This is a genomic window from Streptomyces sp. NPDC041970 (assembly GCF_055588985.1).
Window position 1 is genome coordinate 1 of sequence record NZ_JBVJCD010000035.1, and the last position, 24,015, is coordinate 24,015.

Sequence of the window (24,015 nt, forward strand, 5' to 3'; positions counted from 1 at the left end):
CCCCCCCCCCCCCCCCCCCCCCCCCCCCCCCCCCCCCCCCCCCCCCCCCCCCCCCCCCCCCCCCCCCCCCCCCCCCCCCCCCCCCCCCCCGGCCCGTGGACGGGGCGTTCGCGGCGTACGACGCGGGGCGGGTGCGCGCCGTACCCTTGCCGGGGGAGCAGATGGCGGGGGCGGGGAGGAAGTCGGACGTGGGTGCTGTGAAGAGCAAACGGTTGCCGCGTGCCGTGCGCGAGCGGCAGATGATGGACGCCGCGGTGCGCACGTTCGGGCAGCGCGGCTACCGGGCCGCCTCGATGGACGAGATCGCCGAGCTGGCGGGCGTCTCCAAGCCGCTGGTCTACCTCTACCTGAACTCGAAGGAGGAGCTGTTCTCCGCCTGCATCCGGCGTGAGGCGAAGGCGCTGGTCGAGGCGGTGCGGGCAGGGGTGGACCCGGAGCTGCCCGCCGACGGCCGGCTCTGGGCGGGGCTGCGGGCGTTCTTCACGCACACCGCCGAGAACCCGGACGGCTGGGCGGTGCTGCACCGCCAGGCGCGGTCGCACGGGGAGCCGTTCGTCAGCGAGGTCGCGGGGATGCGGGGCGAGATCGTTGCGTTCGTGACGGGTCTGATCGGGGCCGCCGCCCGCGAGGCCCACCACGACCCGGCCCTCGCGGACCGGGACGTGGCCGGACTCGCGCAGGCCCTGGTGGGGGCGGCCGAGTCGTTGGCGGGCTGGGCCAACGACACCCCCGGCGTCTCCGCCAAGGAGGCCGCGGCGACGATGATGAACTTCGCCTGGGCGGGCCTGGAGAACCTGATGCACGCCCGCCCCTGGCAGCCCCCGGCCTCCTGACCGCTCTCAGCTCCGGGCCAGCTCCCCCGTGAGGTGGACCCGGCCGCCCGCCCCGGCCCCCCGCAGGGCGAAGGCGTCCCCGGCGGGGTTCGCCGCGTACGTCACGGCCGCGGGCAGCAGGACCGGCGCCCGGAACGCGGCCCGTACGGAACGGACGCCGGCCGGGTCCCCGACCTCGGCGAGGCAGCGGGCCACCGTCCACATCCCGTGTGCGATGGGCCGGGGGAAGCCGAACAGGCGGGCGGTCAGCGGGTACAGGTGGATCGGGTTGCGGTCGCCGGAGACGGCCCCGTACCGCCGCCCGAGGTCGCCGGGCAGCCTCCAGTCGGCGACGGCGGGGAGGTCGGCGGCGTGGCCGGCACGGTCCGGCGCCGCGGGGTCCTCCGGCGCGCGGTGTCCCGTCGCGTGGCGGGACAGGTAGCCGCTGCGCGACTCCCACACCAGCTCACCGGTCGCCCGCGCCTCGGTCGCCACGGTGACCTCGGTGCCCCGCCGGTGGGGCGTCAACTCGACGGCGTACACGGTCAGTTCGAGGGCGTCGCCGGGGTGTGCGGGCCGGTGCGCGGTGATCTCGATCCAGGTGTGGACCAGCCCGACGACGGGCAGCGGGAAGGACCGCGCGGTCATCAGCCGCAGGGCGAGCGGGAAGCCCAGGACGTGCGGGTACGTGAGCGGCAGCGGCCCGGACCCGTCGTAGCCGCAGATCGCGCGGTAGGCGGCGAGCGGGCCGGGGGCCGGGGGAGCGGCGGGGCGGGTGAGGCGGTCGGCGGGCAGCGTCGCCCCCGGCCGCCCGGCGCGTTTGAACGGGGAGGTGACGGCTCCCCGGAGGAGGGAGGCGGCGGGCGTGGTCATCGGCCTCACGCTCCGAGCAGGCTCTGGCCGCAGACCCGCAGCACCTGGCCGTTGACGGCGCGGGAGGCGGGCTGGGCGAACCAGGCGACGGCCTCGGCCACGTCGACCGGGAGGCCGCCCTGGGAGAGGGAGTTCATCCGGCGGCCCGCCTCGCGGATCGCGAACGGCACGGCCGCCGTCATCCTGGTCTCGATGAAGCCGGGCGCGACCGCGTTGACCGTGATGCCGTGCTCGGCGGCGGTGCGCGGGCCGAGCGAGCGGACGAGGCCGATGACGCCGGCCTTGCTCGCCGCGTAGTTCGTCTGGCCGTTGTTGCCGGCGATGCCCGCGATGGAGGCGGTGGCGACGATCCGCCCGCCCCGGTTGAGGACGCCCGCGGCGAGGAGTTCGTCGGTGGTGCGCAGCACGCTGCCGAGGTTGACCTCGACGACCTGCGCCCACCGGTCGGCCGGCATGTTGGCCAGGCGGCGGTCGCGGGTGATGCCCGCGTTGTGGACGAGGACGTCGAGCCCGTCCGGTACGGCGGCGGCGATGCGGTCCGTGGCGTCGGGTGCGGTGATGTCCAGCGGCAGCGCGGTGGCCCCGAGCCGGTCGGCGGTGCGCACCAGGTCGTCCTGGGCCCGCGGGACGTCCAGCAGGACCAGTCGGGCCCCGTCGCGGGCCAGCACCGAGGCGACGGACGCGCCGATGCCCCGCGCCGCTCCGGTGACCAGGGCGGTGCGGCCGGCGAGCGGGGCGGCCGGGTCGGCGGCGGGGTCGGGGGCGTCGGCGGTCACGTCGATCACCTGGCCGCTGACGTACGCGGACCGGGGGGAGAGCAGGAAGCGCAGGGTGGAGTCGGCGGCGGCGGCCAGGGTCTCGGCGGTCACCGGGCCTTCGGGCGCGTCGGCGGCGAGGCGGTCGGCGGGCAGCCGCACGAGCTGGGCGGTGGAGCCGCGCCCGACCTCCTTCGCCAGGGAGCGGACGAACCCCTCCAACGCCTGCTGGGCGGCGGCCCGGTGGTGGTCGTCGGGGGACGGCGGCGTGCCGAGCACCACGATCCGGCCGCCCGGAGCGAGCGACCGCACGACGGGGTGGAGGGCGGAGTGCACCCCGGCCAGGTCGGCGACGGAGGCGACGGCGGTGGCGTCGAGCACGATCCCGGCGGGCCGGGCGGACCCGGCGGCGTCCGCGTCGAGGACCGGTCCGATGCCGGCCAGCGCCTTCGCCAGCGCGCCGGCCAGCGGCGAGGCCCCGGCGGTCAGGTGCAGCAGCGGCCCGTCCAGGTCCGGCGTCTCGCGGCTCCAGCGGCGCAGCGGGGCGGGTTGGGGCAGGCCGAGCCTGCGGGTGAGGAAGCGGCCGGGGGCTGTGCCGGTGAAGTGCAGATAGCGATCGGCCATTGTCCTGACTCCCTGCTCGGTCGTAGATTTACCGTTGAGTAAGGTTACTCAAGAGTCAGGAGCTGGTCGAGATGAACGACACCGGACCGACCGGGACGAGACGATCGCCATGACGACGCCGACGCCGAAACCCGCCCCCCGCCCGGTCTCCCTCACGCTTCCGCGGCCGCGCCGCGTCGCCGTCATCGGCGGCAGCCGCACCCCGTTCGCCCGCTCCGACGGCCCGTACGCGACCGCCTCCAACCAGGACCTGCTGTCCGCGGCCCTCGGTGGCCTGGTGGAGCGGTACGGGCTGGCCGGGGACCGCGTCGGGGTGTTCGTCGCGGGCGCGGTGCTCAAGCACAGCCGGGACTTCAACCTCGCCCGGGAGACGCTGCTGGGCTCCGCGCTCGACCCGCGCACCCCGGCGTACGACATCCAACAGGCGTGCGGAACCGGCCTCCAGGCGGTGATCGCCGCCGCGAACACGATCGCGCTCGGGTCGGTGGACTCGGCGATCGCGGGCGGTTCCGACACCACGAGCGACGCCCCGCTCGGCGTCAACGACGAGCTGCGCCGCGTGCTGCTCGCCGCGCGCCGGGCGAAGACCCTGGGCGGCCGCCTCGCCGCCCTGTCCGCCGTACGCCCCCGCCACCTCGTCCCGGACATCCCGCGCAACGCCGAACCGCGCACCGGGCTGTCGATGGGCGAGCACGCGGCGATCACCGCGCGCCGCTGGAAGGTGAGCCGGGAGGACCAGGACCTGCTGGCGGCCACGAGCCACCAGCGCCTGGCGGCCGCGTACGAACGCGGCTTCCTGGACGACCTGGTGGTCCCCTACCGGGGCCTGGAGCGCGACCAGAACCTCCGGCCGGGCTCGACCGCGGCGAAACTCGCCACGCTGCGACCGGTGTTCGGAACCGGTCAGCCCGACGCCACGATGACGGCGGGCAATTCGACGCCGCTGACGGACGGCGCGGCCACGGTCCTGCTGGCGAGCGAGGAGTGGGCGCAGGCCCGAGGCCACCGGCCCCTGGCCTACCTCACCCTCTACGAGAGCGCCGCGGTGGACTACGTCGACGGCGACGACGGCCTCCTCATGGCCCCGGCGTACGCCGTGCCGCGCCTGCTGGAGCGGGCCGGGCTGACGATGGACGACTTCGACCTGGTCGAGGTGCACGAGGCGTTCGCCTCCCAGGTGCTGGCCACCCTCGCCGCCTGGGAGCAGCAGGGTCTGGCCCCGGTGGACCGGGCCCGGTTGAACGTGGCCGGGTCCTCCCTGGCCACCGGCCACCCCTTCGCGGCGACGGGCGCCCGCATCGTCGCCACGCTGGCCAAGCTCCTCGCGGAGCGGGACGCCCCCGGCCGGGGGCTGATCTCGATCTGCGCGGCGGGCGGCCAGGGGGTCACGGCGATCCTCGAACGCCCGTAGGGCCCGCCGGTCCGGTCGGCCGCCCGCCGACCGGACCACCCGCCCCACCGCACCGCCCGCACCGCCTGCCGGACGGACGACCCGGCGCACCGACCCGCCCGACCCCCCGTTGAGGAGCCGCACGTGTCCACGCCCCCTTCCGCATCCGTACCCCCGTCCCCGACCGCGCCCGGCGCGCGGCCGGCCGTGCCCGCCCTGGTGGAACCGACGAAGAGGAGGGGCCCCGACGGACGCGTCCGGGAGGTCTCCGTACCGGCGTTCGCGCCGGCCGTCCACGGCGGCTCGCTCGCCGACATCCCCTTCGACAACGCGCGCGAGGCCCCGGCGGACGCGGTGCTCAGCCGCAAGGACGCCGACGGCGCGTGGCACGACGTGAGCGCCGCCGCGTTCGCGCAGGAGGTGCTGGCGGTGGCCAAGGGGCTGCTGGCGGAGGGGTTGGAGGCGGGCGACCGGATCGCGATCATGGCCCGGACGTCGTACGAGTGGACCCTCCTCGACTTCGCCTCCTGGGCGGCCGGCCTGGTGACCGTCCCCCTGTACCCGACGTCCTCCGCCTTCCAGGCCCGCTGGATCCTCCAGGACTCCGGAGCCAGGGCGTGCGTGGTCGAGACCAAGGAGCAGGGCCGGCTGATCAGCCAGGAGCGCAAGCAGATCGGCGGCCTGGCGCACCTGTGGCAGTTCGACACGGGGGCGGTCGGCTACCTGAAGTCCGTCGGCGCGGACGTCCCCGACGCGGCGGTCCACGCCCGCCGGACCGCCCTGGCGCCCGGCAGCCCCGCCACCCTCGTCTACACCTCGGGCACCACGGGCCGCCCCAAGGGGTGCGTGCTGACCCACGGCAACTTCTTCGCCGAGGTCGACAACGCCATAGAACTCCTGCACCCGGTCTTCAAGTCGGTCTCCAAGGAACCCGCGTCGACCCTCCTCTTCCTGCCGCTGTCCCACGTCTTCGGGCGGATGGTCGCGATCGGCTGTATGCGGGCGCGGGTCCGCCTCGGCCACGCGCCGTCGATCCGGACGGAGGACCTGCTGGCGGACCTGGCGGGCTTCCGGCCGACGTTCCTGCTGGCCATCCCGTACGTCCTGGAGAAGGTCTTCAACACCGGCCGGGCGACGGCGGAGAAGATGGGCCGGGCGTCCTCCTTCGACCGGGCGGCCCGCATCGCCCAGCGGTACGGCAAGGCGGTCGAGGCCGCCGAACACGGCACGGGCCCCGGCCCCGGCCTCGGGCTGCGCGCCGCCCGCGCCCTGTACGACCCGCTGGTCTACCGCCGTATCCGGGCGGCCCTGGGCGGCAAGGTGCGGTACGTCATCTGCGGCGGCTCCCCGCTGGGCGGGCGGCTCGCCGCCTTCTACGAGGGCGCGGGCATCAGCGTCTTCGAGGGCTACGGCCTCACCGAGACCACGGCCGCCCACACGGTCACCCCGCCGCTCAGGCCCCGCCTGGGCACGGTGGGGTGGCCGCTGCCGGGGACGTCGGTGCGGATAGCCGACGACGGGGAGGTGCTGCTGCGGGGCGGCCAGGTGTTCGGGGGCTACTGGGACGCCGGGCGCGCCGAGGTGGCCCCGGCGCTGCTGGAGGGCGGCTGGTTCCCCACCGGCGACCTGGGCGCGCTGGACGAGGACGGCTACCTGACGATCACGGGCCGCAAGAAGGACATCATCATCACCTCGGGCGGCAAGAACGTCACCCCGGCCCCACTGGAGGACTGGCTGCGCGCCCACCCGCTGGTCAGCCAGTGCATGGTCGTCGGCGACAACCGCTCGTACGTCACGGCGCTGATCACCCTGGAGCCGGACGGCATCCAGCACTGGCGGCAGATGGTGAAGAAGCAGGACGTGCCGCTGCGGGACCTGGTCCACGACGAGGAGTTGCGCGCCTCGCTCCAGAAGGCGGTGGACGAGGCCAACCGCCTGGTCTCGCGTGCCGAGTCGATCCGGAAGTTCTCCGTCCTGCCGGTGGACTTCACGGAGGAGAACGGCCATCTGACGCCGTCGCTGAAGCTCAAACGGGCCGCGATAGCACGGGACTTCGCGCAGGAGATCGAGGACCTGTACCGCAAGTGAGACCGCCCGCGCCCTGAGCCCCGGTCCCGTGCCGCTGCGGCCGGGTGCGTGCGGCGCGTCCCGTGGGGTGCCGCGTACCCGGTCGCGGGGCGGGCGGCGGGCGGCGGAGCTCGGCGGAAGGGGGGCCGGGGGCCGCGGGCGCCGGGGCCGCCCGGCGCTCGGCCGTCGTCCGGCCTGCGGCCGCCGGGGTCCGCGGCCGCCGGGGTCCGCGCCTCCTTCGCCGGCTCGGACGCGTCGGCGGCGTGCGCTCGTGACCGTCGCGCCGCGCGGGCGGAGCCGCCTCGGTGGCGGGGCTGCGGGCGGCGGCCGAGAGCGTCGTCCCGCCGCGAGGGCGGAGCGGCCTCGCGCGGCGGACGCCCGGCCCGGTGGCGGGGCTCAGCTCCCTTCGAGCTCCCGGCGCACGGTGGCGGCGATGCGGGTGAGCGCGGTCTCCAGGTGGCGGCGCTGGGCGGCGCTGAGCGGGTCGAACACGAGCCGCTTCACCTGCGCGACGTGTTCCGGTGCGCTCTCGACGAGCTTCTGCCGCCCGGCGTCGGTCAGGGCGGCGAGGGTGTAGCGGCCGTCGCCGGGGTCGGGCCGGCGGGCGACCCAGTCGCGCGCCTCGAAGCGGTCCATCACCTTCGACAGCCGGGGCTGGGTGCTGTCGCAGACCCGAGCCAGGTCGCTGAGCCGCATCGTGGACTCCTCGGCCGCGGACAGGCGGGCCAGGACCCCGTACTCGAAGTTGGAGATGCCCGCGTCCCGCTGCAACTGGCGGTCCAACGCCGCGGGGAGGGCGACGACGACCGTGAGGAGCGCCTGCCACAGGTCCTGCTGGCCCTCGTCGAGCCAGGGCGACTGAGTTTCCATGCACCGCATCCTACGGGTCCGGGCCCCGCACATCACTTGCCTGGGCAACCCTCGGTGGGCTACCTTTTCACTTGCCTGGGCAAGTAAAAATACTTGCCTGAGCAAGTGAGAATGCTTGTCTAGGCAACTGAAGGAGCTGATTCCGACGACCACCACGAGCAGCCCCCCTCCCCCGGACGGCCTGACCTCCTCCCACCCGACGCGCCCCCCGGCCGCGGCGTACGACGACCTCCTCGCCCGAGTCCTGCCGCAGGCGCGTGAGCAGCGGGTGTGGACCCCCTCCGACGGCCCCCTGCCCAGTCTCTTCGTCAGCCACGGGGCCCCGTTCACCCTCGACGATCCGCAGTGGCTCGGCGACCTCTTCGCCTGGGCCGGCTCGATGCCCAAACCCCGAGCCGTCGTCGTCGTCTCGGCCCACTGGGAGCGGGCCCCGGCCGCGATCTCCGGAGCCGCGGCCGGCACCCCGCTCTTCTACGACTTCAGCGGCTTCCACCCCCGCTACAAGACCCTTCCCTACGCGACGCCGGACGCCACCGACCTGGCGCGGCGGCTCACCGGCCTGCTGGGCCGAACGCCCGTGCACGAGTTCGCCGACCGCGGTCTCGACCACGGGGCCTTCATCCCGCTCATGGCCATGTATCCCGCGGCCGACGTCCCGGTCGTGCAGATGTCGATGCCCAGCCTCGACCCCCGAGCCCTGCTCGAACTCGGGGCGCGGCTGCGGCCCCTGCGCGACGAAGGCGTCCTCGTCCTCGCCTCGGGCTTCATGACCCACAGCTTCGCCGTCTTCCGCCGGCCGGAACTCGCGGCCGAGACCGCGGCCTTCGACGCATGGGCCGCCGACGCCCTCGCGCGGGGCGACGCCGACGCCCTCGTCGACTACCGGGCCAAGGCGCCCGGCGTCGAGGTCGCCCATCCCACGGCCGACCACTTCGTCCCCCTGCTGCTCGCCGTGGGCGCCGCCGACGACCCCGGCAGCGCCGTGAGCGCCGTCGACCGGATGGTGATGGGCAACTCCACCCGCTCGGTGCGCCTCGACTGAGCGCCCCGCCGCGTTCCGCCTTCCCACCTGTTCGCCTCGGGCGCCGGCGACGGCGCCACCGCACCCCGCATCACCCCACCCCGGAGGTAAGTGCCATGAAGGCCATGCGTTTCCACGCGTTCGGCAGCAGCGAGGTCCTGCGTTACGAGGACGTGGACCGCCCGGTCCCCGGCACCGGTCAGGTGCTGGTGCGGGTGGCGGCCACGTCGTTCAACCCGGTCGACGACCACATCCGCGCCGGCGCCCTGGCCGGGATGATCCCGATCGCTCTCCCGTACGTGCCGGGGATCGATCTGGCGGGCACCGTCGCGGAACTCGGCGCGGGCGTGGCAGGTGTGGAGGTCGGTGACCGGGTCGTGGCGATGCTGCCCCTCGACTCCGCCGGCGGCGCCGCCGAGTACGCGCTCGCCCCGGCCGCCTCCCTGGCCCCGGCGCCCCGGACGGCCGAGCTGGTCGACGCCGCGGCGCTGCCGCTGACCGGCCTGGCGGCCTGGCAGACGGTGTTCGAGCTGGCCGAGCTGAAGCCCGGCCGGACCGTCCTGGTCAACGGGGCGGGGGGCGCGGTCGGCAGCCTCGTGGTGCAGCTCGCCGTCGACGCGGGCGCGCACGTGACCGCGGTGGACGCGCCGCGGCACGCCGAGCGCCTCCGGGGCTACGGCGCGGACCGGGTCGTCGACCCCCTCGACATCGCCGCGGGCCCGACCGCCGCGGGCGGTCCGTTCCAGGTCGTGGTGAACCACGTACGCCTCTCCCCGGAGGACCTGGCGCGGCTGACGGGCTACGTCGCCGACGGCGGGGTCGCCGTCAGCACGGCCGGACCGATCCCCGACGACCCCGCGCGGGGGGTGCGCAGCGCGAGCCTGTGGGTCCGCTCCGACGGAGCCCAACTGGCCGAACTGGTCGCCAAGGTGGACGCCGGCACGCTCCGGGTCCACGTCGCCGCCCACCGCCCGGTGGCCGAGCTGGCCGCCGTGCACGCGGACGCGGGGGCGGGGCGGCTGTCCGGCAAGACGGTCCTGCTCGCTCCCTGACCGCACCCGGCCGGGCGCCGCCGTCGCTCGCCGTCCGCGCTCCCCGCGGCGGGCCGGTGGCGGCGCCCGCGACCCGTCGTCGGGGCCGGCGGGGTCGTGCGGCAGGCCGCGAGCCGTGCGGAGGCCGCCCGGCCGCACCCCCTCCGGGCAGCGACCGTACGGGGGAGGGCCCCGGCATCCGCGCCGGGCGGCGGTGGACCCTTCCGGGTGATACCGGACCCCTCGGATCGGCGGGTCTACTGTAGGCAGACGCCGTGCTGCCCCTCGCAGCCACCAGAGGAGGACCCCTGTGTTATCGCCCTACGGCCCCCAGAACGCCCCCGCCGGTGACGTGGGCGCAGCGCTGATGGTGATCGACTCCCGGCTCAAGAGCGTCCATGACGGGAAGACCGAGACCGACCCCGAACAGCAGGCGCTGATAGACCAGTTGGCCGCGTCCATCACGCCCAAGGGGGCCGACGAGCTGCTGGACGGCGCGTGCACGCTCATCTACATGTTCATGACCTGGCTGCGGCAGGCGCACGAGGACCACGACAAGGACGTCATCGAGTACGTGGTGCCCACCATGGTCGCCACGATGCGCCAGATGCCCAGGAGCATCCGCCCCGAGGCCATCCCCACCATGGTGGGCATGGTGGTCGCGGCGGGCATCGGGCTGAGCCCCACCCTGTGGCGCAAGCAGTACGGGGACTGGACCGAGGCCGAGCTGACCCCGCTGGAGGCCACGGCGTTCCTCCTCGCCGAGCACATCAACCGCGTCACCGAGGACCCGGACTTCGCCACCCGCCTGATCACCGACGCGCTGACCAGCGCGGACGCGCTCTGACGTCGGCCGCCCCGGCTGCCTGAGCCCTGGACCGGCCCCCTGCGCGGGGGCCGGCCCCGTGCGGCGGGGGCCGGTCCCGTGCGTCGGGGGTGCTCGGCGGGCGCGCTCCGACGGCGGCTCCCGGCCACCCGCGCCCATGGGACCGGGGCGTTCAGAACCGCAGCGCGGCGATCAACCGACGGGCCGACCGCGCGTCGACCGCACCCAACTCCAGGACTGCGGGAACGTCGTCCCGTACGGCGACGGACAGCACGCCGCCCCCGGTGGCCTCGGTGAAGGCGCGTTCCAGCAGCGCCCGTACGGCGTCGGCGCGCGGCGCCCCGTCGCTGGGGCACACCGCCCCCAGCAGACGGGCCAGCCGCACCGCGTCGTCCACCTGGACGGCCCCGAGCGCGATGCGTCCCTGGCGGACCCGCAGCCCCGGCAGCTCGACGCGGTACGCCTCGCAGACCTCCCGCAGCGCACGGGCGACCTTGCGGGTGCGCTTGGTCCCGGCGCGGACCAGCCGGGCCAACTGCCGTGCGTCGGCGGGGTCCAGGGTCCCGATCCGTACGCGGCCGGACCCCTCGTCCGCAGCGGCTCCCGCGCTCATTCCCGCCTCGCGGAGAGCGGCCCGCAGCTCGGCGGCACAAGCGGAGGCGGTGGGCGGCGCGCTGGTGTCGTTCATCCGTGACTCCTGGGAGCGGTCGGCGCGCCGTGCGGAACGGCGGGGTGGGCGCACAGCGGGAGGACGGCGACCGGGTGCGCGGTCCAGCGCCAGACCCCCAGGGGCGTGGTCAGTTCGTAGGCGTACGCCCGCCCCCGGCGCAGCCCCTGCACGGCCGCCTCGACGCCCCGGTGGTCGCCGAGCCACGACCACGCGAGGTGGAAGGCGTCACGGTCGAGCCGCGGCGTCAGCCATCGCACAGATTCACGCATCCACGCCACGGCCTGACCGGGCGCGGCGGTGACGAGGTCGTCCGGGGGAAGCACGGCCGGCGCGCGGTCGACGTCGGCGTGGCACCAATAGGCGGCTGTGAAGGCGGTGTTCACGCCGCGTGGGCCGCGTACGACGGGGGAGTGGCGCGGATCTCGGCCCAGACGTCCTTGCCGTCCCGCCGCACGACGGTTCCGCACTGCGCCGCGAGCGCGGCGATCAGCAGGACACCGCGCCCGCTCTCGTCGCCCCACTCGGGGGCCCGGCGCTCGGGCGGCGCGGTGTCGGAGTCGCTGACGGTCACCCGCACCCCGTCCGGCCTGCGCCGCAGCGTGAGGGTGCAGAGCGGCGAACCGGTGTGCCGCATGGCGTTGGCCAACAGCTCATGGGCGCAGAGCACGGCGGCCTCGCTCAGCTCCCGCAGACCCCAGAGGTCCAGGTGCGCGCCGACGATGCGCCGCATGATCGCCAACGTCTCGGGGCGGGCGACGAGCTCCTGCCGGTAGTCGGGCGGGCCGGGGTCGGTGGTGGGGGTGAGGGCCATGGTTCCTCCAGGCGAATCCAGCGACGGTGCGAATGATCCACAGAACGTGATGCATCAGGTGCCGTCGGTCACGAGATGGATAGTGCCGCGTGAAGCATCTCCTAGGCAACTATTCCTTCAGGTCTTCATTCGGGAGGGTGCACATTACGGAAGTTGGTTGTGCCTGATCGGAGGAGGACGCCATCATGTCGCCATGCCACAGAGCGACATGCCCACGATGCGAAGCCGCCGACTTGGCGGGGAGTTGCGTCAACTGCGACTGGATGCCGGTCTCAAGGTTCAGGACGCGGCTGAGGCTCTGGAGTGCGGTCAACCGAAGATCAGCCAGATCGAGAACGGCAAGCGGGGCATCCGCCCGCTCGACCTGACGACGCTGCTCAATCTCTACGGGGTGGAGGACGAGCGGCAGCGGGCCAACCTGAAGCGGTTGGCGAAGGAGATCCACAAGGTCGACTGGTGGAGCGGGCAGGGGCCGTTTCTCCACGACGTGTTGAAGGACTACCTGATGCTGGAGGCGGACTCGCAGGCAGTCCGCACGTTCGAGCCGATGGTCATTCCGGGGTTGTTGCAGACCAGGGCGTATATGGAGCACCTGTACGAGGTGGCCTCACCGGCACACCTGGTGGGGTCCCTCGTCGAGACCCGCATGAAGCGCAAGGAACTCTTGGATGACAGGCTCGGCTTTCGGCTCCGCGCCGTGATCGACGCTCCAGCTCTGCATCGCATCGGGGGCGGAATGGACCTCGTCATCGGGCAGTTGGAGCACTTGCTGGAGGCTGGCTCCCTACCGAATGTCACCGTTCAGGTGCTGCCGTTGAATTCAGCTCTACCGATGGAGCAGTACGCACCCTTCACCGTCTTCGGGTTGCAGGCTGATCCGCCGGTGGAAGTGGTGTGGTTGGAGCACATCACCGGTGGTACGTTGCTGGAGCAGCGGCCTGAAGTGCAGGCATACGCCAAGGCTTGGGACGAGCTGACCGCTGCAGCCTTGTCGCCCACCGCCTCCCGGCAGTACATTCGCGACCTCATCGAGGAAACCAGATCATGATCGTGGAATCGGGTCCCTGCGGTCCGGAGACCGAGTTTGCCCGTGCGCGTTGGCATAAGAGCACGTACAGCGGGTCGAACAACGGCTGCGTCGAGCACGCGGTCCTCTCCTCTGGCCGCCACGCGGTCCGCGACACCAAGGACCGCTCCCTCGGTGCGCACACCTTCGCCCCCGAGCAGTGGCAGGCGTTCGTCGCGGCCGTGCGCGACGGTGCGGTCTGAGACGGTCGCGCTTTCGGCCGGTGCGTGACACGTGCGTACCGGCCGCCGGGTGGCAGTGGGCTCAGCCCAGTCCGTCCATCGCGGCTGTGATCAATCTGCGCGCGGCCGCTCCGTGTACGGCGCATTCCGCGAGTTCGGAGAACGTCGCGTCATAGGAAGTGACCTCGCTGGGGGCCGTGATGGTCAGGTAGCCGGAGACCAGCTCGACATTGACCTGTGCGGAGTCGTAGATCCAGAAGCCCTCCACTGGCCAGCGTTCGCGGTCCGGAACGGACGGGACGATGCCTAAGCTCACGTTCGGCAGTGAGCAGGCGGCGATCAGAGCCGCCAGTTGCTCGGACATGACCCGCGTCCCGCCCACGCCCACGCGCAGGACTGACTCCTCCACCAGGAAGGCGAAGCGGCGGTCGCCCCTCTGCAGGACGCGCTGACGAGCCATGCGCGCCTCCACGGCGCCGGCGACGTCGTCGGCCAGGCCGCGCCGGCGTTGTACGGCTCGCAGGACCGCTGTGGTGTAGGAGCGTGTCTGGAGCAGTCCGGGGATGAGCCAGGAAGAGTACGCACGGAAGCGCCGTGTCCGCTCGTACAGCGGAAGGCGGTTCTCCTGGGCCTGGCGCAGTCCGGAGCGCTCCATACGCCGCCACTCGATCCACATGCCTTCCGCCGCCCTGAGCGAGGCGATCAGGTCCCTCGCCCTTTCCTCGGCTCCGCACGCGCCGCACCAGGCTCTGACGTCGTCGGCCGAAGGCGCGGTACGGGCGTTCTCGATGCGCGAGGACTTCGATGGGTGCCAGCCGCAGAGTCGTGCGAGTTCGCGTCCGGTCAGTCCCGCCTCACGCCTCAGCTCGGCAAGGCGATGGGCGAGTCCTTGCCGAGCTTGTCGGGCGTGGGAGTAAGGGGACTGGGGCATGGGTGCTCAGGCGGGTCGGTATTCCTCATGCGGGACGGCGCGTTGCCACGCGGCGTCGAAGGCGTGCGCGTACTGCCCGGCCGCTCGCACGTCGTCGCAGACCTCCATTCCGGGGCCCGTCCACTGCCCCTCTCCGCTGAAGTGGTGCAGAATCAGCGACTGGTCGTCCATGACCCACCCGTCCAGGGCCGGGAGCAGAAGGTCGCGTGCGGCGGATCGGGGCAGCCACCGCACGTCCTCGCCGGCCGCGACGTTGGTGAACGTTCCGTCGTACTCGTACCGCGTGTAGTCACCGAGGGGTTCGGACACGACGCGCAGGCGGCGCATGACGACGCCGCGTGCGGTGGCCTCGGCCACCACGTCGAGCCAGGGGCGCCACCAGGACGCCCGGTCGGCGGGATTGTCGCGGTGTCCCTGTTGCCAGCGGATGAAGCCGGGGTCGTCACGCATGTAACTGTCCCGCATCTCCAGGTGTTTGGCCGAGAACCGTGCCTTTGCCAGCGCCGCGCGTACCGCTGTCACCACTGATGGCCCCCGCCGGGTCCCACCGCGTCCAGGGCCGTTCCCCCGTTCCCGGAGTGGTGCGGTGAGGAGGGCAGGGAGCCGGCAGGGCGGGGAATGAACTGGAGCATGTTGGCCGGCAGCCGAATCACGGTCTCGTGTTCCGGTACGTCGGTGGAGTGCCCGGGAACCGACCCGACCTCTTGCGCCGCCAGGACTGTCTCCGGGTCGGCCTTCCAGGACTGGATGATCAGGTCGCCGGTGGCCTCGTCCAGCCAGATCGTGGGTGACCCGTCGTCGGGAGTGTTGGGCCAGATGCCCAGGAACCGTAACGCCATGGTGTGCTCCAGTGAGGAGTGATCGGCTTGGTGTGACTGAGCGTCGCTGGTCGGCCCGTGCAGGGTCAAGGGGGGCCGTCGACGCTGCGGTGCGACCGGTGAAGTCGGGTGCAATTCCGTGCAATGCGTCGGTCGGTTCGCTCCTTGAGCGTCTAGCGTCGAAGGAATACGACGAGGTCGGGGCGGCTCGTGCGGTGCGCGCTGTTTCGATTCAATGGGAGAGGCATGTCGGTCGTCGAGTACGAAGCGAAGCATCTGAACATCACCCCCGCCACCATGGCGCAGCGGATCGCCGCGGTCGGCGGTGAGTACCGAGGCGATCGATTGATGCGCCGGTACGTCTACGACACCGTGCCTGCGGCGCGAGGGCGCTGGGTGCGGCTGCGGAACGATGGGATCAAGGTCACCCTGTGTGTGAAAGAGATCGTCTCGGATGCGATTGACGGGACCAGCGAGACCGAGACCGAGGTCGGTGATTTCGAGATCGCGCACGCGCTGCTGGACCGCATGGGTATCCAGCCTCGCTCGTACCAGGAGAACCACCGGGACTCCTGGGTCCTGGGCCGGGTGCGGTTGGAGATCGACTCATGGCCACTCATCCCTTCCTGTCTGGAGATCGAGGGAGACACGGCACAGGACGTTCGCACGGCTGTCGCACAGCTCTCCATCGATCCGGCGGAGCTGACGAGCGAGAACACGACGAAGGTGTTCGCCCGGTACGGAATCGACCTGGACGGCATCTCGGACCTGCGGTTCTCCGAGCGGTGACGGGTCAACGCAGCAAGCGATCGGCGTCGAGCCGGTCCGTCGTGGAGGTGATGCGGCGAAGCGATACGACCTGACCGTCCCCGTGGCCGTGGTGGAGGACACCACCTTGAGAGTCAAGGTCCTCGATGCGTGCGGTCTCGCCTGCACTTTCTGCCACAACGAAGGCACGCCCGTCACTGCCGGTCGCGCGTCGCCATGCAGGAGGTGGTGCGGCATCTGAGGGCCGTCCCTGAGCAGCGCGTCATCACTGCGGGCACGTCCGACGAGCGCACCCGGTACCGACTTCCCGGCGGGCGGGAGTTGTACGCCCAAAGCATCCGACCGGTGCGGCTTCCCGAAACCTGCGCCGGCTGCCGTTTCAACAACGACCGTGACTGCCAGAGGGGTATTACGGCGTTCGTCTGTACCGAGCAGTGGGAGGGCCGTTCATGGTGGGCGTCTGCATTCAGAGCATGGACCTCTGCGTCCCGCTCGGCAGTTTCGTCATGAGTCAACTATGCCGGGAGGTCAACATGTTTAGGGAACAGGAGAGGACACGTCTCGCCGCACTGGTTTCCTCCTCTCTCGGCTCAGAGGTAGAGGAACCAGTCGGAGGTGGGTGGTGTCATGCCCCGCACGACGGCCTGCCTTGCTGATCGGCTGTGCTGAGGCGGGCCGTTCCGGTGGGCCCAAGGCGGCCCCCGTCTCTGGTGGCAGCGGCCCAGCAGGATCGCGACTGACCGGCTCTACGATGGGACGATGCCCGAGACGCAGCCCTCTGCGAGCATCGATCTCTTCGATGTCGAACGGCTTCACCTGGCGGAGGTGGCAGCGCCACCGCTGTCACCCGCGGACGCAACAGCCAGGGACCGTGTGTGGGACAGCGCGGTCCGGGCCAACCTGAGCCTCTTCGACGGTCCGGTGGTGGCCTGTGCGGGGATGGAATGGGCAGGACCGCGCAGTCTGAACATTTCCTGGGCACGGGTGACCTACCGGCACTACGCCCTGCGCCGCGTCCCCGGCGCCACCGCGTTGCCGTCGCTGTTCGTCAACGTCGTTCAGCCGACGCACGACGGTCGCCTCCTGGTGGCGAGAATGTCGCCCTCCACAGCCACTCCGGGCCGGTGGCAACTGCCGGGAGGCTCCGTGGAGCCGCCCGGCATCGGTGAGGCTCTGGACCAAACAGCACTGGGCGGCCAAGCGGCGCGGGAGCTGATCGAGGAGATGGGCATCGCCTCGCTTCCCGGCGCATTGCGGCTGTGGGCCGTTTCACGCGGGAGGCACGGCAGCGTCGGCCTGACCTACATCGCCCCCGCTCTCCCCGTCTCAGCGCTGCGCGAGGGCTTCGCCGCCGCGGCGGAGGCGGAGCGCGGCCGGGGCCGTGAGCCTGAGCTCGACGACATCGCGCTGGTGCGCTCGCCCGACGAGTTGGCCGGTCTGGCCGGTCAGCGCGTGGACTACCTGGAGCCGGTCGTCCGCCGGTACGCGCGGGTGGAGTCTCGGGACGGAACCCGACACGACCGCTGAGGTCGAAGGCTGATGCGTCTCCGGCCGGTCCGACCGCTCAGCGCGGGTGACGCGGCGGACGCGGCCCGGCCCCGCACGCTCACGGCGTGCCGGGGACCTGGAGGATCTGGAGGTAGTTGCCCACCGGGTCCAGGACCGTGGAGAAGAACCAGCCGTCGCCGGCGTCCTCGACCGGGCGGACCCAGGTCACCCCGAGCGCGTCGAGGTGGCGTTCGGCGGCGCGGATGTCGCGGACGGTGACGTTGACCAGGTGGCGGCCCGGTTCGGCGGCCTTGGGCGCGACGTCGTCGCGCCGGTCGAAGCCGATGATCGCGCCGGGGCCGACGAGGAGCATGTGCTGCTCCCAGCGGGCGCCCAGCGGTTCCAGCGCGGCCCGGTACCAGGCGATGAGCCCGTCCGGGTCCGTGCTGCCGAGGATGACGCCGAGGCCGGTGACGTTGGCGTCACCGGTGGTGGAGGCGGTCATGGGGCTCTCCTTCGCTCCGCTGCCGTGGCGGGAGCGCCCGACGCGCTCCACGAGGTCATGACCGTCCCCGGCGGCGGAACTCATCGGTGTCCGGCCCGCTGCTACGGCCGCCAGTAGCCGAGCGCGTTGACCCGGTCCTTGGGCAGGCCCAGCTCCTTGCGGAGGTACGCCGCCAGGGTCCGGGTGGTGGACGTGTCGCAGGCGACCCAGACGTACGCGTCCGAGCGGTCCTCGCCCAGCAGTCCGGGCAGCGCGGCCCTGACCTCGGAGACCAGGTGTGCGCCCGCCTCGCGGCGCTCCACGAAGCGCAGGGCGCGGTGGTCCCCGCCGAGGCGGAACGGCAGGTCCCGGTCCTCCTCGTGCGCGGTCTCGAACCAGATCGTCGCGGCCGCCTCGGGGACCGCGTCCAGCAGGGAGTTGATCGCGGGCAGCGCGGCCGCGTCACCGACCACGAAGAGGCGCGCGGGCGCCGGGTCGGGCAGCTCGAAGGCGGTGCCCTGGAGCGTGGCGTCGATCGTGTCGCCGGGCCGCGCGTCGCGCGCCCAGTCGCACGCGGCGCCCTCGTGCAGGGCGAACTCCAGGCTGAACGTGCCCGCCTCCGGATCCGGGTCGACCAGGGTGTAACCGCGCTGGTGCGGCTTGCCGGCGTTCTCGAACCACAGCCGCACCCACATCGTCGGGTGTGCGCCGCCGGTCGCCGCGAGCATTCCGCCGTCGCTCAGGTGGACCCGGAGGAACCGGTCGGTGACCTGTTCCGAACCGGTCACCGTGAAGGTGAAGTCCCGGCCCCGCAGCAGTTTGAGAACGACGCCTTCCCAGCCATGCCCCACGGTGTCTCCTGACTCGCCCCGCCGCCCCCGGCCCACTGCCCAAAGCGTTACTTTAGGTTAGGCTAACCTAAAATCAGCCGCCTGGGGAGTGGCCGAAAAGCACTCGGAGTGGGGAGGGTTGACGCAATGACCGCTGACGTCCACGGCGCGAGACCGCACGAGGTCTTCCGCGACGACTGGGGGATACCCCACCTGCGGGCCGCCGACCCCCTCGCGCTCGCCCGCGCCCAGGGGCACGACGCCGCCCTGGACCGGGCCTGGCAACTGGAGACCGAGCGGCACCGGCTGCTCGGCTCCACCGCCTCCTACCTCGGTGCGGAGGCCGTCGACTGGGACCGGTTCGCCCGGCGCGCCCGGCTCGCGGACACCGCCCGCCGCTGCTTCGCCCGCCTCGCCCCCGAGACCGCCGCCTGGGTGGGCGCGTACGTGGACGGGGTCAACGCCGGACTCGGCGAAGGCGCCGCCCGCGCCCCCGAGTTCGCCGCCGCCGGGCTCGCTCCGGGCCGCTGGGAGCCCTGGACCCCGCTCGGCGTCTGGCTCTCCACGCACATCCTGTTCGCGGGGTTCCCGACCAAACTCTGGCGCGAAGAGGTCGCCCGCCGGCTCGGCGAGGACCACCTGACCCTCTTCGCGACCGACGGACCCGGCGCCGCCGGCAGCAACGGCTGGCTGCTCACCGGGGCCCGCACCGCCACCGGCGCCCCGATCATCGCGGGCGACCCGCACCGCTTCATCGAGGATCCCGGCGTCTACCAGCAGGTCCGGCTCGCCTGCCCCGAGTACGACGTCATCGGCCTCGCGGTGCCGGGCGTCCCCGGCATCGCCCACTTCGGGCACACCGGCGGCGTCGCCTGGGCGATCACCAACGCCATGGCCGACTACCAGGACCTCTACCGCGAGCGCCTGCGCCGCACCCCGGACGGCGGGGTGGAGGCGTACGGGCCCCAGGGCTGGTACGCCGTCCACGCGCACACCGAGACCATCGAGGTCGCGGGGGCGGGAGCGGAGACGGTCGAGGTGATCGAGACGGACCGGGGCCCGGTGATCATCGGCGGCCCGCCCGCCCCGGCCCCTCCCGCAGCGGCCTCCGCCGCCGCCCCTCCCGCAGCGGCCTGCGACGCGGACGTCCCCGCGGCCCCCGGCGAGGTCCTGGATGCGGACGCCCCCGCCGCCCCTGGCACGGCCCCCGGCGCGGACGCCCCCGTCATCAGCCTCCGCTATCCGCCCCGCGTCACCGGCGAGCTGGGGTTCGACGCGCTGCCCGCGCTGCTCCGGGCCCGTACGGTCGCCGACCTCGACGCCGCCCTCGACCGCTGGGTCGAGCCCGTCAACGTGGTGCTGGCCGCCGACACCGCCGGGGGCTCCCTGCACCGGGTGGCCGGGCACGTGCCGGTGCGCCCGTACGCCAACCGGCTGCGGGTCGTCCCGGCCGACGACCCCGCGTACGCCTGGCGCGAGGGCGAGACGGTCCCGCTGCCCCGGACCGATGCCGGCGGGTCCGACGGCATCGCCGTGATGGCCAACGAGCGCGGCCTCGCCGCCCCGCTCGGCGTCGAGTTCGCGCCCGCGCACCGGGCGGACCGCATCCGCGCACTGCTCGGCGCGGACGCGGACTGGTCGCCCGCCGGGATGGCCGCCGTCCACACCGACACCCGCCTCGCCTCGTCCCGCCCGCTGCTCGCCCTGCTCGCCCGCGCCACCGGCCTGGAGCCCGGCGCCGCACGCCTCCGGGACCGGCTGCTGCGCTGGGACCGGCACATGGACGCGGACAGCGTCGAGGCGACCCTGTACGCCCGGCTCCGCACCGACGTCGTCCACCGGCTGGCCGACCACCCCGCGCTGCGCCCGCTGACGGGGGCGGACGACCCGTGGCGCTCGACCGCGTACCCGCCCCTCTTCCGTCCCTGGCTCGCCGCCGTCCCCCGGATCGGCTTCGCTCTGGAGAGCCTGCTCGACGGCCCGTTCCTGCCGTACGGGGACCGGCTCGCGGCGGTCGCGGCCTCGGCCGAGTCCGTCGCCGCCGCGACCGAGGGCGGCGAGCCCGCGCCCTGGGGCGAGCTGCACCGGCTCTCCCCCTGGCAGGCGCTGCCCGACGCGGCCCCCGCCGAGGTGTGGCCGGGGCTCGCGGGCGACCACGACTGCGTGCTCTCCACCTCCAGCGTGCCCGGCGTCACCGACCTGTTCGCCCGCGGCCCGGCCGCCCGGTACGTCTGGGACCTGGCGCGCCGCGAGGACAGCCGGTGGGCGGTGCCGTTCGGCGCGTCCGGAGTCCCCGGCACCGCCCACCACCGCGACCAGACGCCCCTGTGGGCGCGGGGCGGCCTCGCCCCGGTCGTCACCGACTGGAACCTGCTGCGCCGCGCCGACCCGAGCACCGGCCCCCGTGCCGAGTCCCGTACCGACCGCCGTCCCGAGGAGACCCCTGCCATGACCGCCGCCGAACCCGCCCTCCGCACCGCCGTCCACGAGCAGAAGGTCGAGGGTTTCGGGACGGTGCGCCTGGTCCCCGTCGACCCCGCCGCCGACCTGGACCTGCTGCACGGCTGGGTCACCGAGGAGCGGGCCCGCTTCTGGGGCATGGGCGACCACACCCGTGAACAGGTGCGCGAGGTCTACGCGTTCCTCGACTCCCTCTCCACGCACCACGCCTACCTGGCGCTGCGCGACGGCGTGCCGGCCGCGCTCTTCCAGACGTACGAGCCGGACGCCGACCCGGTCGGCGAGTGCTACGACGTCCGCCCCGGCGACTTCGGCGTCCACCTGCTGGTCGCCCCCGCCGACGCGGCGGTGAGCGGCTACACGGACGCCCTGCTCACCGCGCTCATCGGCTACGTCTTCCGGGACCCGGCCCACCTGCGGATCGTCGTCGAGCCCGACGCCCGCAACGACAAGGCGCTCGCCCGGATGGTCCGGGTCGGGTTCGAGCTGGGCCCGGAGATCCAGAAGCCGGAGAAGACGGCCCGCCTCGCCTTCCTGTCCCGAGCGGCGGTCGGGCTCGCGTAGCGGGACGCGCCGCCCGGCGGGCTCGCGGGACGGGACGCGCCGCCCCGGCGGTCCCGGATCGCGCCGCCGTACGGCATACCGTGGCCCGCGGGCGCAGGACGCGCGACGGACGACGGAGGGGTGCTCGATGCGGATCGCCACCACGATCTTCCTCACCGACGAGACGGTGACACCGGTCAGGCTCGCCCGCGAGCTGGAGCGGAGGGGGTTCGCCGGGCTGTACCTGCCCGAGCACACCCACATCCCGGTCAGCCGCCGCACACCGTTCCCGGCGGGCGGCGCGCTGCCCCGCGCGTACGGCCGCACGCTGGACCCCTTCGTCGCCCTCGGCCAGGCCGCCGCCGTCACCGAGCGGCTGGCCCTCGGCACCGGCATCACGCTGGTCGCCCAGCACGACCCGATCGCCCTGGCCAAGCAGGCGGCCACCCTGGACCACCTCTCCGGCGGCCGCTTCACCCTCGGCGTCGGCTACGGCTGGAACGTCGAGGAGGCCGCCGACCACGGCGTCGAGTGGTCCACGCGCCGGGACCTGGTGCGGGACCGGATGGCGCTGATGCGGGCCCTGTGGGCGCCGGAGCCGACGGCGTACGCGGGGGAGACCTGCTCGGTGGAGGCCAGCGAGGCCCACCCCAAACCGGTCCGCCGGCCGCGCGGCCCGGTCGCCGGCCCGCGCACCCTGATCGGCGGCGGCGCGGGCCCGAAGCTGTTCGCGCACATCGCGGAGTACGCGGACGGCTGGCTGCCCATCGGCGGCCGGGGCCTGTCGGAGGCCCTGCCGAAGCTGCGGGCCGCCTGGGCGGACGCGGGGCGCGACCCGGACGCCCTCCAGGTCGTGCCGTACGCGGTCGCGCCGACCCCCGGCAAGCTCGCCCACTACGCGGACCTGGGCATCGAGGAGGTCGTGCTCCAGCTCCCCGCGGCCGACGAACCCGCCGTGCTGCGGGCCCTCGACGCGTACGCCGCCCACCTCTGAGCGGCCCGCGGCCGGGGGGCCGGTGCAACCGGTTCCCCCCGCAGGGCATCCTTGTCCACGGGAATCGCACACGCGGGCCCGGTCCGCGGACGTGTCCGTTCGCGGGGGCCGGACGCCCGCACGGGTGGGGAGTGGAATGAACAGGCCGTTGCGGCACATAGCCATCTTCTGCGGGCTGCTGGTGCTGGCCCTGCTGCTGCGCGCGAACTGGTTGCAGCACGTGGACCGCCAGGAGCTGGCCCAGCACGAGAAGAACGCGCGGGTGCGGTTCGAACGGTTCTCCACCCCGCGCGGCGACATCGTCGTGGGCGGCAAGGCGATCACCGGCTCCAAGGAGACCGGCGACCGCGACTACGCGTTCCGGCGCACCTGGAAGGACGGGCCGATGTACGCGCCCGTCACCGGTTACGCCTCCCAGGCGCAGGGCACCTCGCTGCTGGAGCGCACGTACGACAGCGTGCTCAGCGGCCAGGACGACCGCTTCGCGTTCCGGCACGCCAAGGACGTCCTGACCGGGCAGCCCCGGCGCGGCGGCGACGTGATCACCACCATCGACGCGAAGGCGCAGAAGGCCGCGTACAAGGGCCTCACCGACCTGGGCGCGCGGGGCGCGGTCGTCGCCCTCGACCCGCGTACGGGCAAGGTGCTGTCCCTCGTCTCCACGCCCTCGTACAACCCGGAGGTCTTCGCCGGGATCTCGTTCAAGGAGAGCGACCGCTTCAAGGCCCTCCTCGACGACAAGAGCAAGCCGCTGGCCAACCGCCCGCTGCGCGAGACCTTCCCGCCCGGCTCCACGTTCAAGGTCCTCACGGCCGCCGCGGCGCTGGAGCACGGCGTGGTCACCGACGTGGACGCCCGCACCGACGCCGTCTCGCCGTACCCCCTGCCGCTCTCCACCAACAGGATCGGCAGCGAGGCGGGCGACGGCGTCTGCAACAAGGCGTCGATGAAGACCGCCATGCAGTACTCCTGCAACAACGTCTTCCTGGACGCGGCGTCCAAGCTGGGCGAGGACCGGATGCGGGAGACGGCGGAGAAGTTCGGCTTCAACGAGGACGTGTACTCGGACGAGTTCGGCGACATGCTCGCCACCCGCAGCCTCTACCCGGAGGACCTCGACAAGCCCGGCACGGCCCTCACCGGCATGGGGCAGGGCAGCCTCACGAGCACCCCGATGCAGATGGCGATGGTGACCGCCGCCCTCGCCAACGACGGGAAGCTGATGCAGCCCTACATCGTCGAGGAGCTGCGCGGCCCGGACCTGTCCACGCTGGAGAAGAACGAGCCGGTGATGAAGAGCCAGGCCGTCTCCGCCGAGACCGCGAAGAAGGTCCAGGAGATGATGGAGCACACCGCGAAGGAGGGCAGCGCCCAGCGCGCCCTGATCGACGGCATCACCGTCGGCGGCAAGACCGGAACCGCCCAGCGCGGTGTGAACGTCCGCGACGAGGTCCCCTACGGCTGGTTCGTCAGCTACGGCAAGAAGGACGACGGCCGCTCGGTCGCGGTCGCCGTCTTCATCGACCCGACGGACATGGACATCTCCCGCTCCGACATCTCCGGTGGCCGGCTCGGCGCCCCGATCGCCAAGAAGGTCATGGAGGCGGTACTGGGGGACTGACCCCGCGGACGGCCGGGTCGGGGAGCGCTGCGGCGGCCCCGAACCGACATGCCGTCCGGTCGTTCGGCTGTGCGATCATC

The 24,015-nt window shown here is 73.4% G+C and carries 24 protein-coding genes and 1 pseudogene; 14 read left to right on the top strand and 11 right to left on the bottom strand.

All coding sequences use genetic code 11. The features are described 5' to 3' along the window. Window positions 1-188 precede the first annotated feature (188 nt). On the top strand, window positions 189-833 hold the full coding sequence (locus ACZ6EJ_RS18135; RefSeq protein ID WP_469268202.1) for a TetR/AcrR family transcriptional regulator: 645 nt from the start codon (window positions 189-191) through the stop codon (window positions 831-833). 6 nt (window positions 834-839) lie between these two features. Here ACZ6EJ_RS18135 and ACZ6EJ_RS18140 read toward each other — a convergent pair whose 3' ends face one another. Both ACZ6EJ_RS18140 and ACZ6EJ_RS18145 read right to left on the bottom strand, forming a co-directional pair. After that, on the bottom strand, window positions 840-1,685 hold the full coding sequence (locus ACZ6EJ_RS18140) for a MaoC/PaaZ C-terminal domain-containing protein (protein WP_469268204.1): 846 nt from the start codon (window positions 1,683-1,685) through the stop codon (window positions 840-842). A gap of 5 nt (window positions 1,686-1,690) precedes the next feature. Continuing rightward, window positions 1,691-3,064, bottom strand: a complete 1,374-nt coding sequence (locus ACZ6EJ_RS18145) for a 3-oxoacyl-ACP reductase (RefSeq protein WP_469268206.1) — start codon at window positions 3,062-3,064, stop codon at window positions 1,691-1,693. 109 nt (window positions 3,065-3,173) lie between these two features. Here ACZ6EJ_RS18145 and ACZ6EJ_RS18150 point away from each other — a divergent pair, with 109 nt between their 5' ends. Continuing rightward, window positions 3,174-4,475: an acetyl-CoA C-acetyltransferase gene (locus tag ACZ6EJ_RS18150; protein ID WP_469268207.1), complete on the top strand. Its 1,302-nt coding sequence runs from the start codon at window positions 3,174-3,176 to the stop codon at window positions 4,473-4,475. 123 nt (window positions 4,476-4,598) lie between these two features. Further along, the gene (locus ACZ6EJ_RS18155; RefSeq protein WP_469268208.1) at window positions 4,599-6,542 is read left to right on the top strand and encodes an AMP-dependent synthetase/ligase; all 1,944 of its coding nucleotides are present in this window, start codon (window positions 4,599-4,601) and stop codon (window positions 6,540-6,542) included. A 375-nt stretch (window positions 6,543-6,917) separates the two neighbouring features. Here ACZ6EJ_RS18155 and ACZ6EJ_RS18160 read toward each other — a convergent pair whose 3' ends face one another. Beyond that, window positions 6,918-7,391: a MarR family winged helix-turn-helix transcriptional regulator gene (locus ACZ6EJ_RS18160; protein WP_469268209.1), complete on the bottom strand. Its 474-nt coding sequence runs from the start codon at window positions 7,389-7,391 to the stop codon at window positions 6,918-6,920. Between the two features lie 115 nt (window positions 7,392-7,506). On the opposite strand from ACZ6EJ_RS18160, the gene ACZ6EJ_RS18165 reads away from it, so the two are divergent. From ACZ6EJ_RS18165 to ACZ6EJ_RS18175, 3 genes are all read left to right on the top strand, one after another. Then, on the top strand, window positions 7,507-8,433 hold the full coding sequence (locus ACZ6EJ_RS18165; protein WP_469268210.1) for a DODA-type extradiol aromatic ring-opening family dioxygenase: 927 nt from the start codon (window positions 7,507-7,509) through the stop codon (window positions 8,431-8,433). Between the two features lie 95 nt (window positions 8,434-8,528). Then, on the top strand, window positions 8,529-9,464 hold the full coding sequence (locus ACZ6EJ_RS18170) for an NADP-dependent oxidoreductase (protein WP_469268211.1): 936 nt from the start codon (window positions 8,529-8,531) through the stop codon (window positions 9,462-9,464). Between the two features lie 289 nt (window positions 9,465-9,753). Continuing rightward, the gene (locus ACZ6EJ_RS18175; RefSeq protein WP_469268212.1) at window positions 9,754-10,290 is read left to right on the top strand and encodes a hypothetical protein; all 537 of its coding nucleotides are present in this window, start codon (window positions 9,754-9,756) and stop codon (window positions 10,288-10,290) included. Between the two features lie 151 nt (window positions 10,291-10,441). On the opposite strand, the gene ACZ6EJ_RS18180 is transcribed toward ACZ6EJ_RS18175, so the two are convergent. The 3 genes from ACZ6EJ_RS18180 to ACZ6EJ_RS18190 are packed head-to-tail and all read right to left on the bottom strand — an operon-like array spanning window position 10,442 to window position 11,750. After that, window positions 10,442-10,957, bottom strand: a complete 516-nt coding sequence (locus tag ACZ6EJ_RS18180; protein WP_469268213.1) for a hypothetical protein — start codon at window positions 10,955-10,957, stop codon at window positions 10,442-10,444. Further along, window positions 10,954-11,322 (bottom strand): hypothetical protein, encoded by a 369-nt coding sequence (locus ACZ6EJ_RS18185; protein ID WP_469268214.1) that lies wholly within the window; start codon window positions 11,320-11,322, stop codon window positions 10,954-10,956. Before ACZ6EJ_RS18185 ends, ACZ6EJ_RS18180 begins: the two co-directional genes overlap by 4 nt. Beyond that, the gene (locus tag ACZ6EJ_RS18190; RefSeq protein WP_469268215.1) at window positions 11,319-11,750 is read right to left on the bottom strand and encodes an ATP-binding protein; all 432 of its coding nucleotides are present in this window, start codon (window positions 11,748-11,750) and stop codon (window positions 11,319-11,321) included. Before ACZ6EJ_RS18190 ends, ACZ6EJ_RS18185 begins: the two co-directional genes overlap by 4 nt. A 193-nt stretch (window positions 11,751-11,943) precedes the next feature. Between ACZ6EJ_RS18190 and ACZ6EJ_RS18195 the strand changes: the two genes are divergently transcribed. Together ACZ6EJ_RS18195 and ACZ6EJ_RS18200 are read left to right on the top strand one after the other, a co-directional pair. Next, a complete protein-coding gene (locus tag ACZ6EJ_RS18195) occupies window positions 11,944-12,798 on the top strand; it encodes a helix-turn-helix domain-containing protein (protein ID WP_469268216.1) in 855 nt (284 codons plus the stop codon). Then, entirely contained in the window at window positions 12,795-13,019 is a 225-nt protein-coding gene (locus ACZ6EJ_RS18200) for a DUF397 domain-containing protein (RefSeq protein ID WP_469268217.1), read from the top strand. Before ACZ6EJ_RS18195 ends, ACZ6EJ_RS18200 begins: the two co-directional genes overlap by 4 nt. A gap of 61 nt (window positions 13,020-13,080) precedes the next feature. On the opposite strand, the gene ACZ6EJ_RS18205 is transcribed toward ACZ6EJ_RS18200, so the two are convergent. From ACZ6EJ_RS18205 to ACZ6EJ_RS18215, 3 genes are read right to left on the bottom strand one after another with little or no spacing between them, the layout of a single operon-like run. Next, complete coding sequence (locus tag ACZ6EJ_RS18205) at window positions 13,081-13,929, bottom strand: helix-turn-helix domain-containing protein (RefSeq protein WP_469268218.1); 849 nt, start codon at window positions 13,927-13,929, stop codon at window positions 13,081-13,083. Between the two features lie 6 nt (window positions 13,930-13,935). Beyond that, window positions 13,936-14,454, bottom strand: coding sequence for a DUF6879 family protein (locus ACZ6EJ_RS18210; protein ID WP_469268220.1), 519 nt, complete (start codon window positions 14,452-14,454; stop codon window positions 13,936-13,938). After that, window positions 14,448-14,768: a hypothetical protein gene (locus ACZ6EJ_RS18215; protein ID WP_469268221.1), complete on the bottom strand. Its 321-nt coding sequence runs from the start codon at window positions 14,766-14,768 to the stop codon at window positions 14,448-14,450. Before ACZ6EJ_RS18215 ends, ACZ6EJ_RS18210 begins: the two co-directional genes overlap by 7 nt. A 225-nt stretch (window positions 14,769-14,993) precedes the next feature. On the opposite strand from ACZ6EJ_RS18215, the gene ACZ6EJ_RS18220 reads away from it, so the two are divergent. The 3 genes and pseudogenes from ACZ6EJ_RS18220 (at window position 14,994) to ACZ6EJ_RS18230 (ending at window position 17,042) form a co-directional block, all read left to right on the top strand. Then, a complete protein-coding gene (locus ACZ6EJ_RS18220) occupies window positions 14,994-15,536 on the top strand; it encodes an adenylate cyclase (protein WP_469268223.1) in 543 nt (180 codons plus the stop codon). Window positions 15,537-15,719: 183 nt separating this feature from the next. Beyond that, window positions 15,720-16,171 (top strand): annotated as a pseudogene (locus tag ACZ6EJ_RS18225) (hypothetical protein); the annotation flags it as partial. A gap of 103 nt (window positions 16,172-16,274) precedes the next feature. Next, window positions 16,275-17,042: an NUDIX hydrolase gene (locus ACZ6EJ_RS18230; protein ID WP_469268224.1), complete on the top strand. Its 768-nt coding sequence runs from the start codon at window positions 16,275-16,277 to the stop codon at window positions 17,040-17,042. A 79-nt stretch (window positions 17,043-17,121) separates the two neighbouring features. Here the strand turns inward: ACZ6EJ_RS18230 and ACZ6EJ_RS18235 are convergent, their stop codons facing one another. Together ACZ6EJ_RS18235 and ACZ6EJ_RS18240 are read right to left on the bottom strand one after the other, a co-directional pair. Continuing rightward, window positions 17,122-17,508: a VOC family protein gene (locus ACZ6EJ_RS18235; RefSeq protein WP_469268225.1), complete on the bottom strand. Its 387-nt coding sequence runs from the start codon at window positions 17,506-17,508 to the stop codon at window positions 17,122-17,124. 101 nt (window positions 17,509-17,609) lie between these two features. Further along, window positions 17,610-18,338, bottom strand: coding sequence for a siderophore-interacting protein (locus ACZ6EJ_RS18240; protein ID WP_469268227.1), 729 nt, complete (start codon window positions 18,336-18,338; stop codon window positions 17,610-17,612). A 126-nt stretch (window positions 18,339-18,464) separates the two neighbouring features. Here ACZ6EJ_RS18240 and ACZ6EJ_RS18245 point away from each other — a divergent pair, with 126 nt between their 5' ends. The 3 genes from ACZ6EJ_RS18245 (at window position 18,465) to ACZ6EJ_RS18255 (ending at window position 23,935) form a co-directional block, all read left to right on the top strand. Next, window positions 18,465-21,341 (top strand): GNAT family N-acetyltransferase, encoded by a 2,877-nt coding sequence (locus ACZ6EJ_RS18245; protein ID WP_469268229.1) that lies wholly within the window; start codon window positions 18,465-18,467, stop codon window positions 21,339-21,341. Between the two features lie 127 nt (window positions 21,342-21,468). Continuing rightward, on the top strand, window positions 21,469-22,314 hold the full coding sequence (locus tag ACZ6EJ_RS18250; protein WP_469268236.1) for a TIGR03619 family F420-dependent LLM class oxidoreductase: 846 nt from the start codon (window positions 21,469-21,471) through the stop codon (window positions 22,312-22,314). A gap of 136 nt (window positions 22,315-22,450) precedes the next feature. Further along, window positions 22,451-23,935: a peptidoglycan D,D-transpeptidase FtsI family protein gene (locus tag ACZ6EJ_RS18255; RefSeq protein WP_469268237.1), complete on the top strand. Its 1,485-nt coding sequence runs from the start codon at window positions 22,451-22,453 to the stop codon at window positions 23,933-23,935. Window positions 23,936-24,015: the final 80 nt, after the last annotated feature.

Coding starts and splice junctions, on each gene's coding strand:
- ACZ6EJ_RS18140 (WP_469268204.1), bottom strand. CDS start 1,685: ATGACCACGCCCGCCGCCTCCCTCCTCCGGGGAGCCGTCACCTCCCCG.
- ACZ6EJ_RS18145 (WP_469268206.1), bottom strand. CDS start 3,064: ATGGCCGATCGCTATCTGCACTTCACCGGCACAGCCCCCGGCCGCTTC.
- ACZ6EJ_RS18150 (WP_469268207.1), top strand. CDS start 3,174: ATGACGACGCCGACGCCGAAACCCGCCCCCCGCCCGGTCTCCCTCACG.
- ACZ6EJ_RS18160 (WP_469268209.1), bottom strand. CDS start 7,391: ATGGAAACTCAGTCGCCCTGGCTCGACGAGGGCCAGCAGGACCTGTGG.
- ACZ6EJ_RS18170 (WP_469268211.1), top strand. CDS start 8,529: ATGAAGGCCATGCGTTTCCACGCGTTCGGCAGCAGCGAGGTCCTGCGT.
- ACZ6EJ_RS18180 (WP_469268213.1), bottom strand. CDS start 10,957: ATGAACGACACCAGCGCGCCGCCCACCGCCTCCGCTTGTGCCGCCGAG.
- ACZ6EJ_RS18190 (WP_469268215.1), bottom strand. CDS start 11,750: ATGGCCCTCACCCCCACCACCGACCCCGGCCCGCCCGACTACCGGCAG.
- ACZ6EJ_RS18195 (WP_469268216.1), top strand. CDS start 11,944: ATGCCACAGAGCGACATGCCCACGATGCGAAGCCGCCGACTTGGCGGG.
- ACZ6EJ_RS18200 (WP_469268217.1), top strand. CDS start 12,795: ATGATCGTGGAATCGGGTCCCTGCGGTCCGGAGACCGAGTTTGCCCGT.
- ACZ6EJ_RS18205 (WP_469268218.1), bottom strand. CDS start 13,929: ATGCCCCAGTCCCCTTACTCCCACGCCCGACAAGCTCGGCAAGGACTC.
- ACZ6EJ_RS18215 (WP_469268221.1), bottom strand. CDS start 14,768: ATGGCGTTACGGTTCCTGGGCATCTGGCCCAACACTCCCGACGACGGG.
- ACZ6EJ_RS18220 (WP_469268223.1), top strand. CDS start 14,994: ATGTCGGTCGTCGAGTACGAAGCGAAGCATCTGAACATCACCCCCGCC.
- ACZ6EJ_RS18230 (WP_469268224.1), top strand. CDS start 16,275: ATGCCCGAGACGCAGCCCTCTGCGAGCATCGATCTCTTCGATGTCGAA.
- ACZ6EJ_RS18235 (WP_469268225.1), bottom strand. CDS start 17,508: ATGACCGCCTCCACCACCGGTGACGCCAACGTCACCGGCCTCGGCGTC.
- ACZ6EJ_RS18245 (WP_469268229.1), top strand. CDS start 18,465: ATGACCGCTGACGTCCACGGCGCGAGACCGCACGAGGTCTTCCGCGAC.
- ACZ6EJ_RS18250 (WP_469268236.1), top strand. CDS start 21,469: ATGCGGATCGCCACCACGATCTTCCTCACCGACGAGACGGTGACACCG.
- ACZ6EJ_RS18255 (WP_469268237.1), top strand. CDS start 22,451: ATGAACAGGCCGTTGCGGCACATAGCCATCTTCTGCGGGCTGCTGGTG.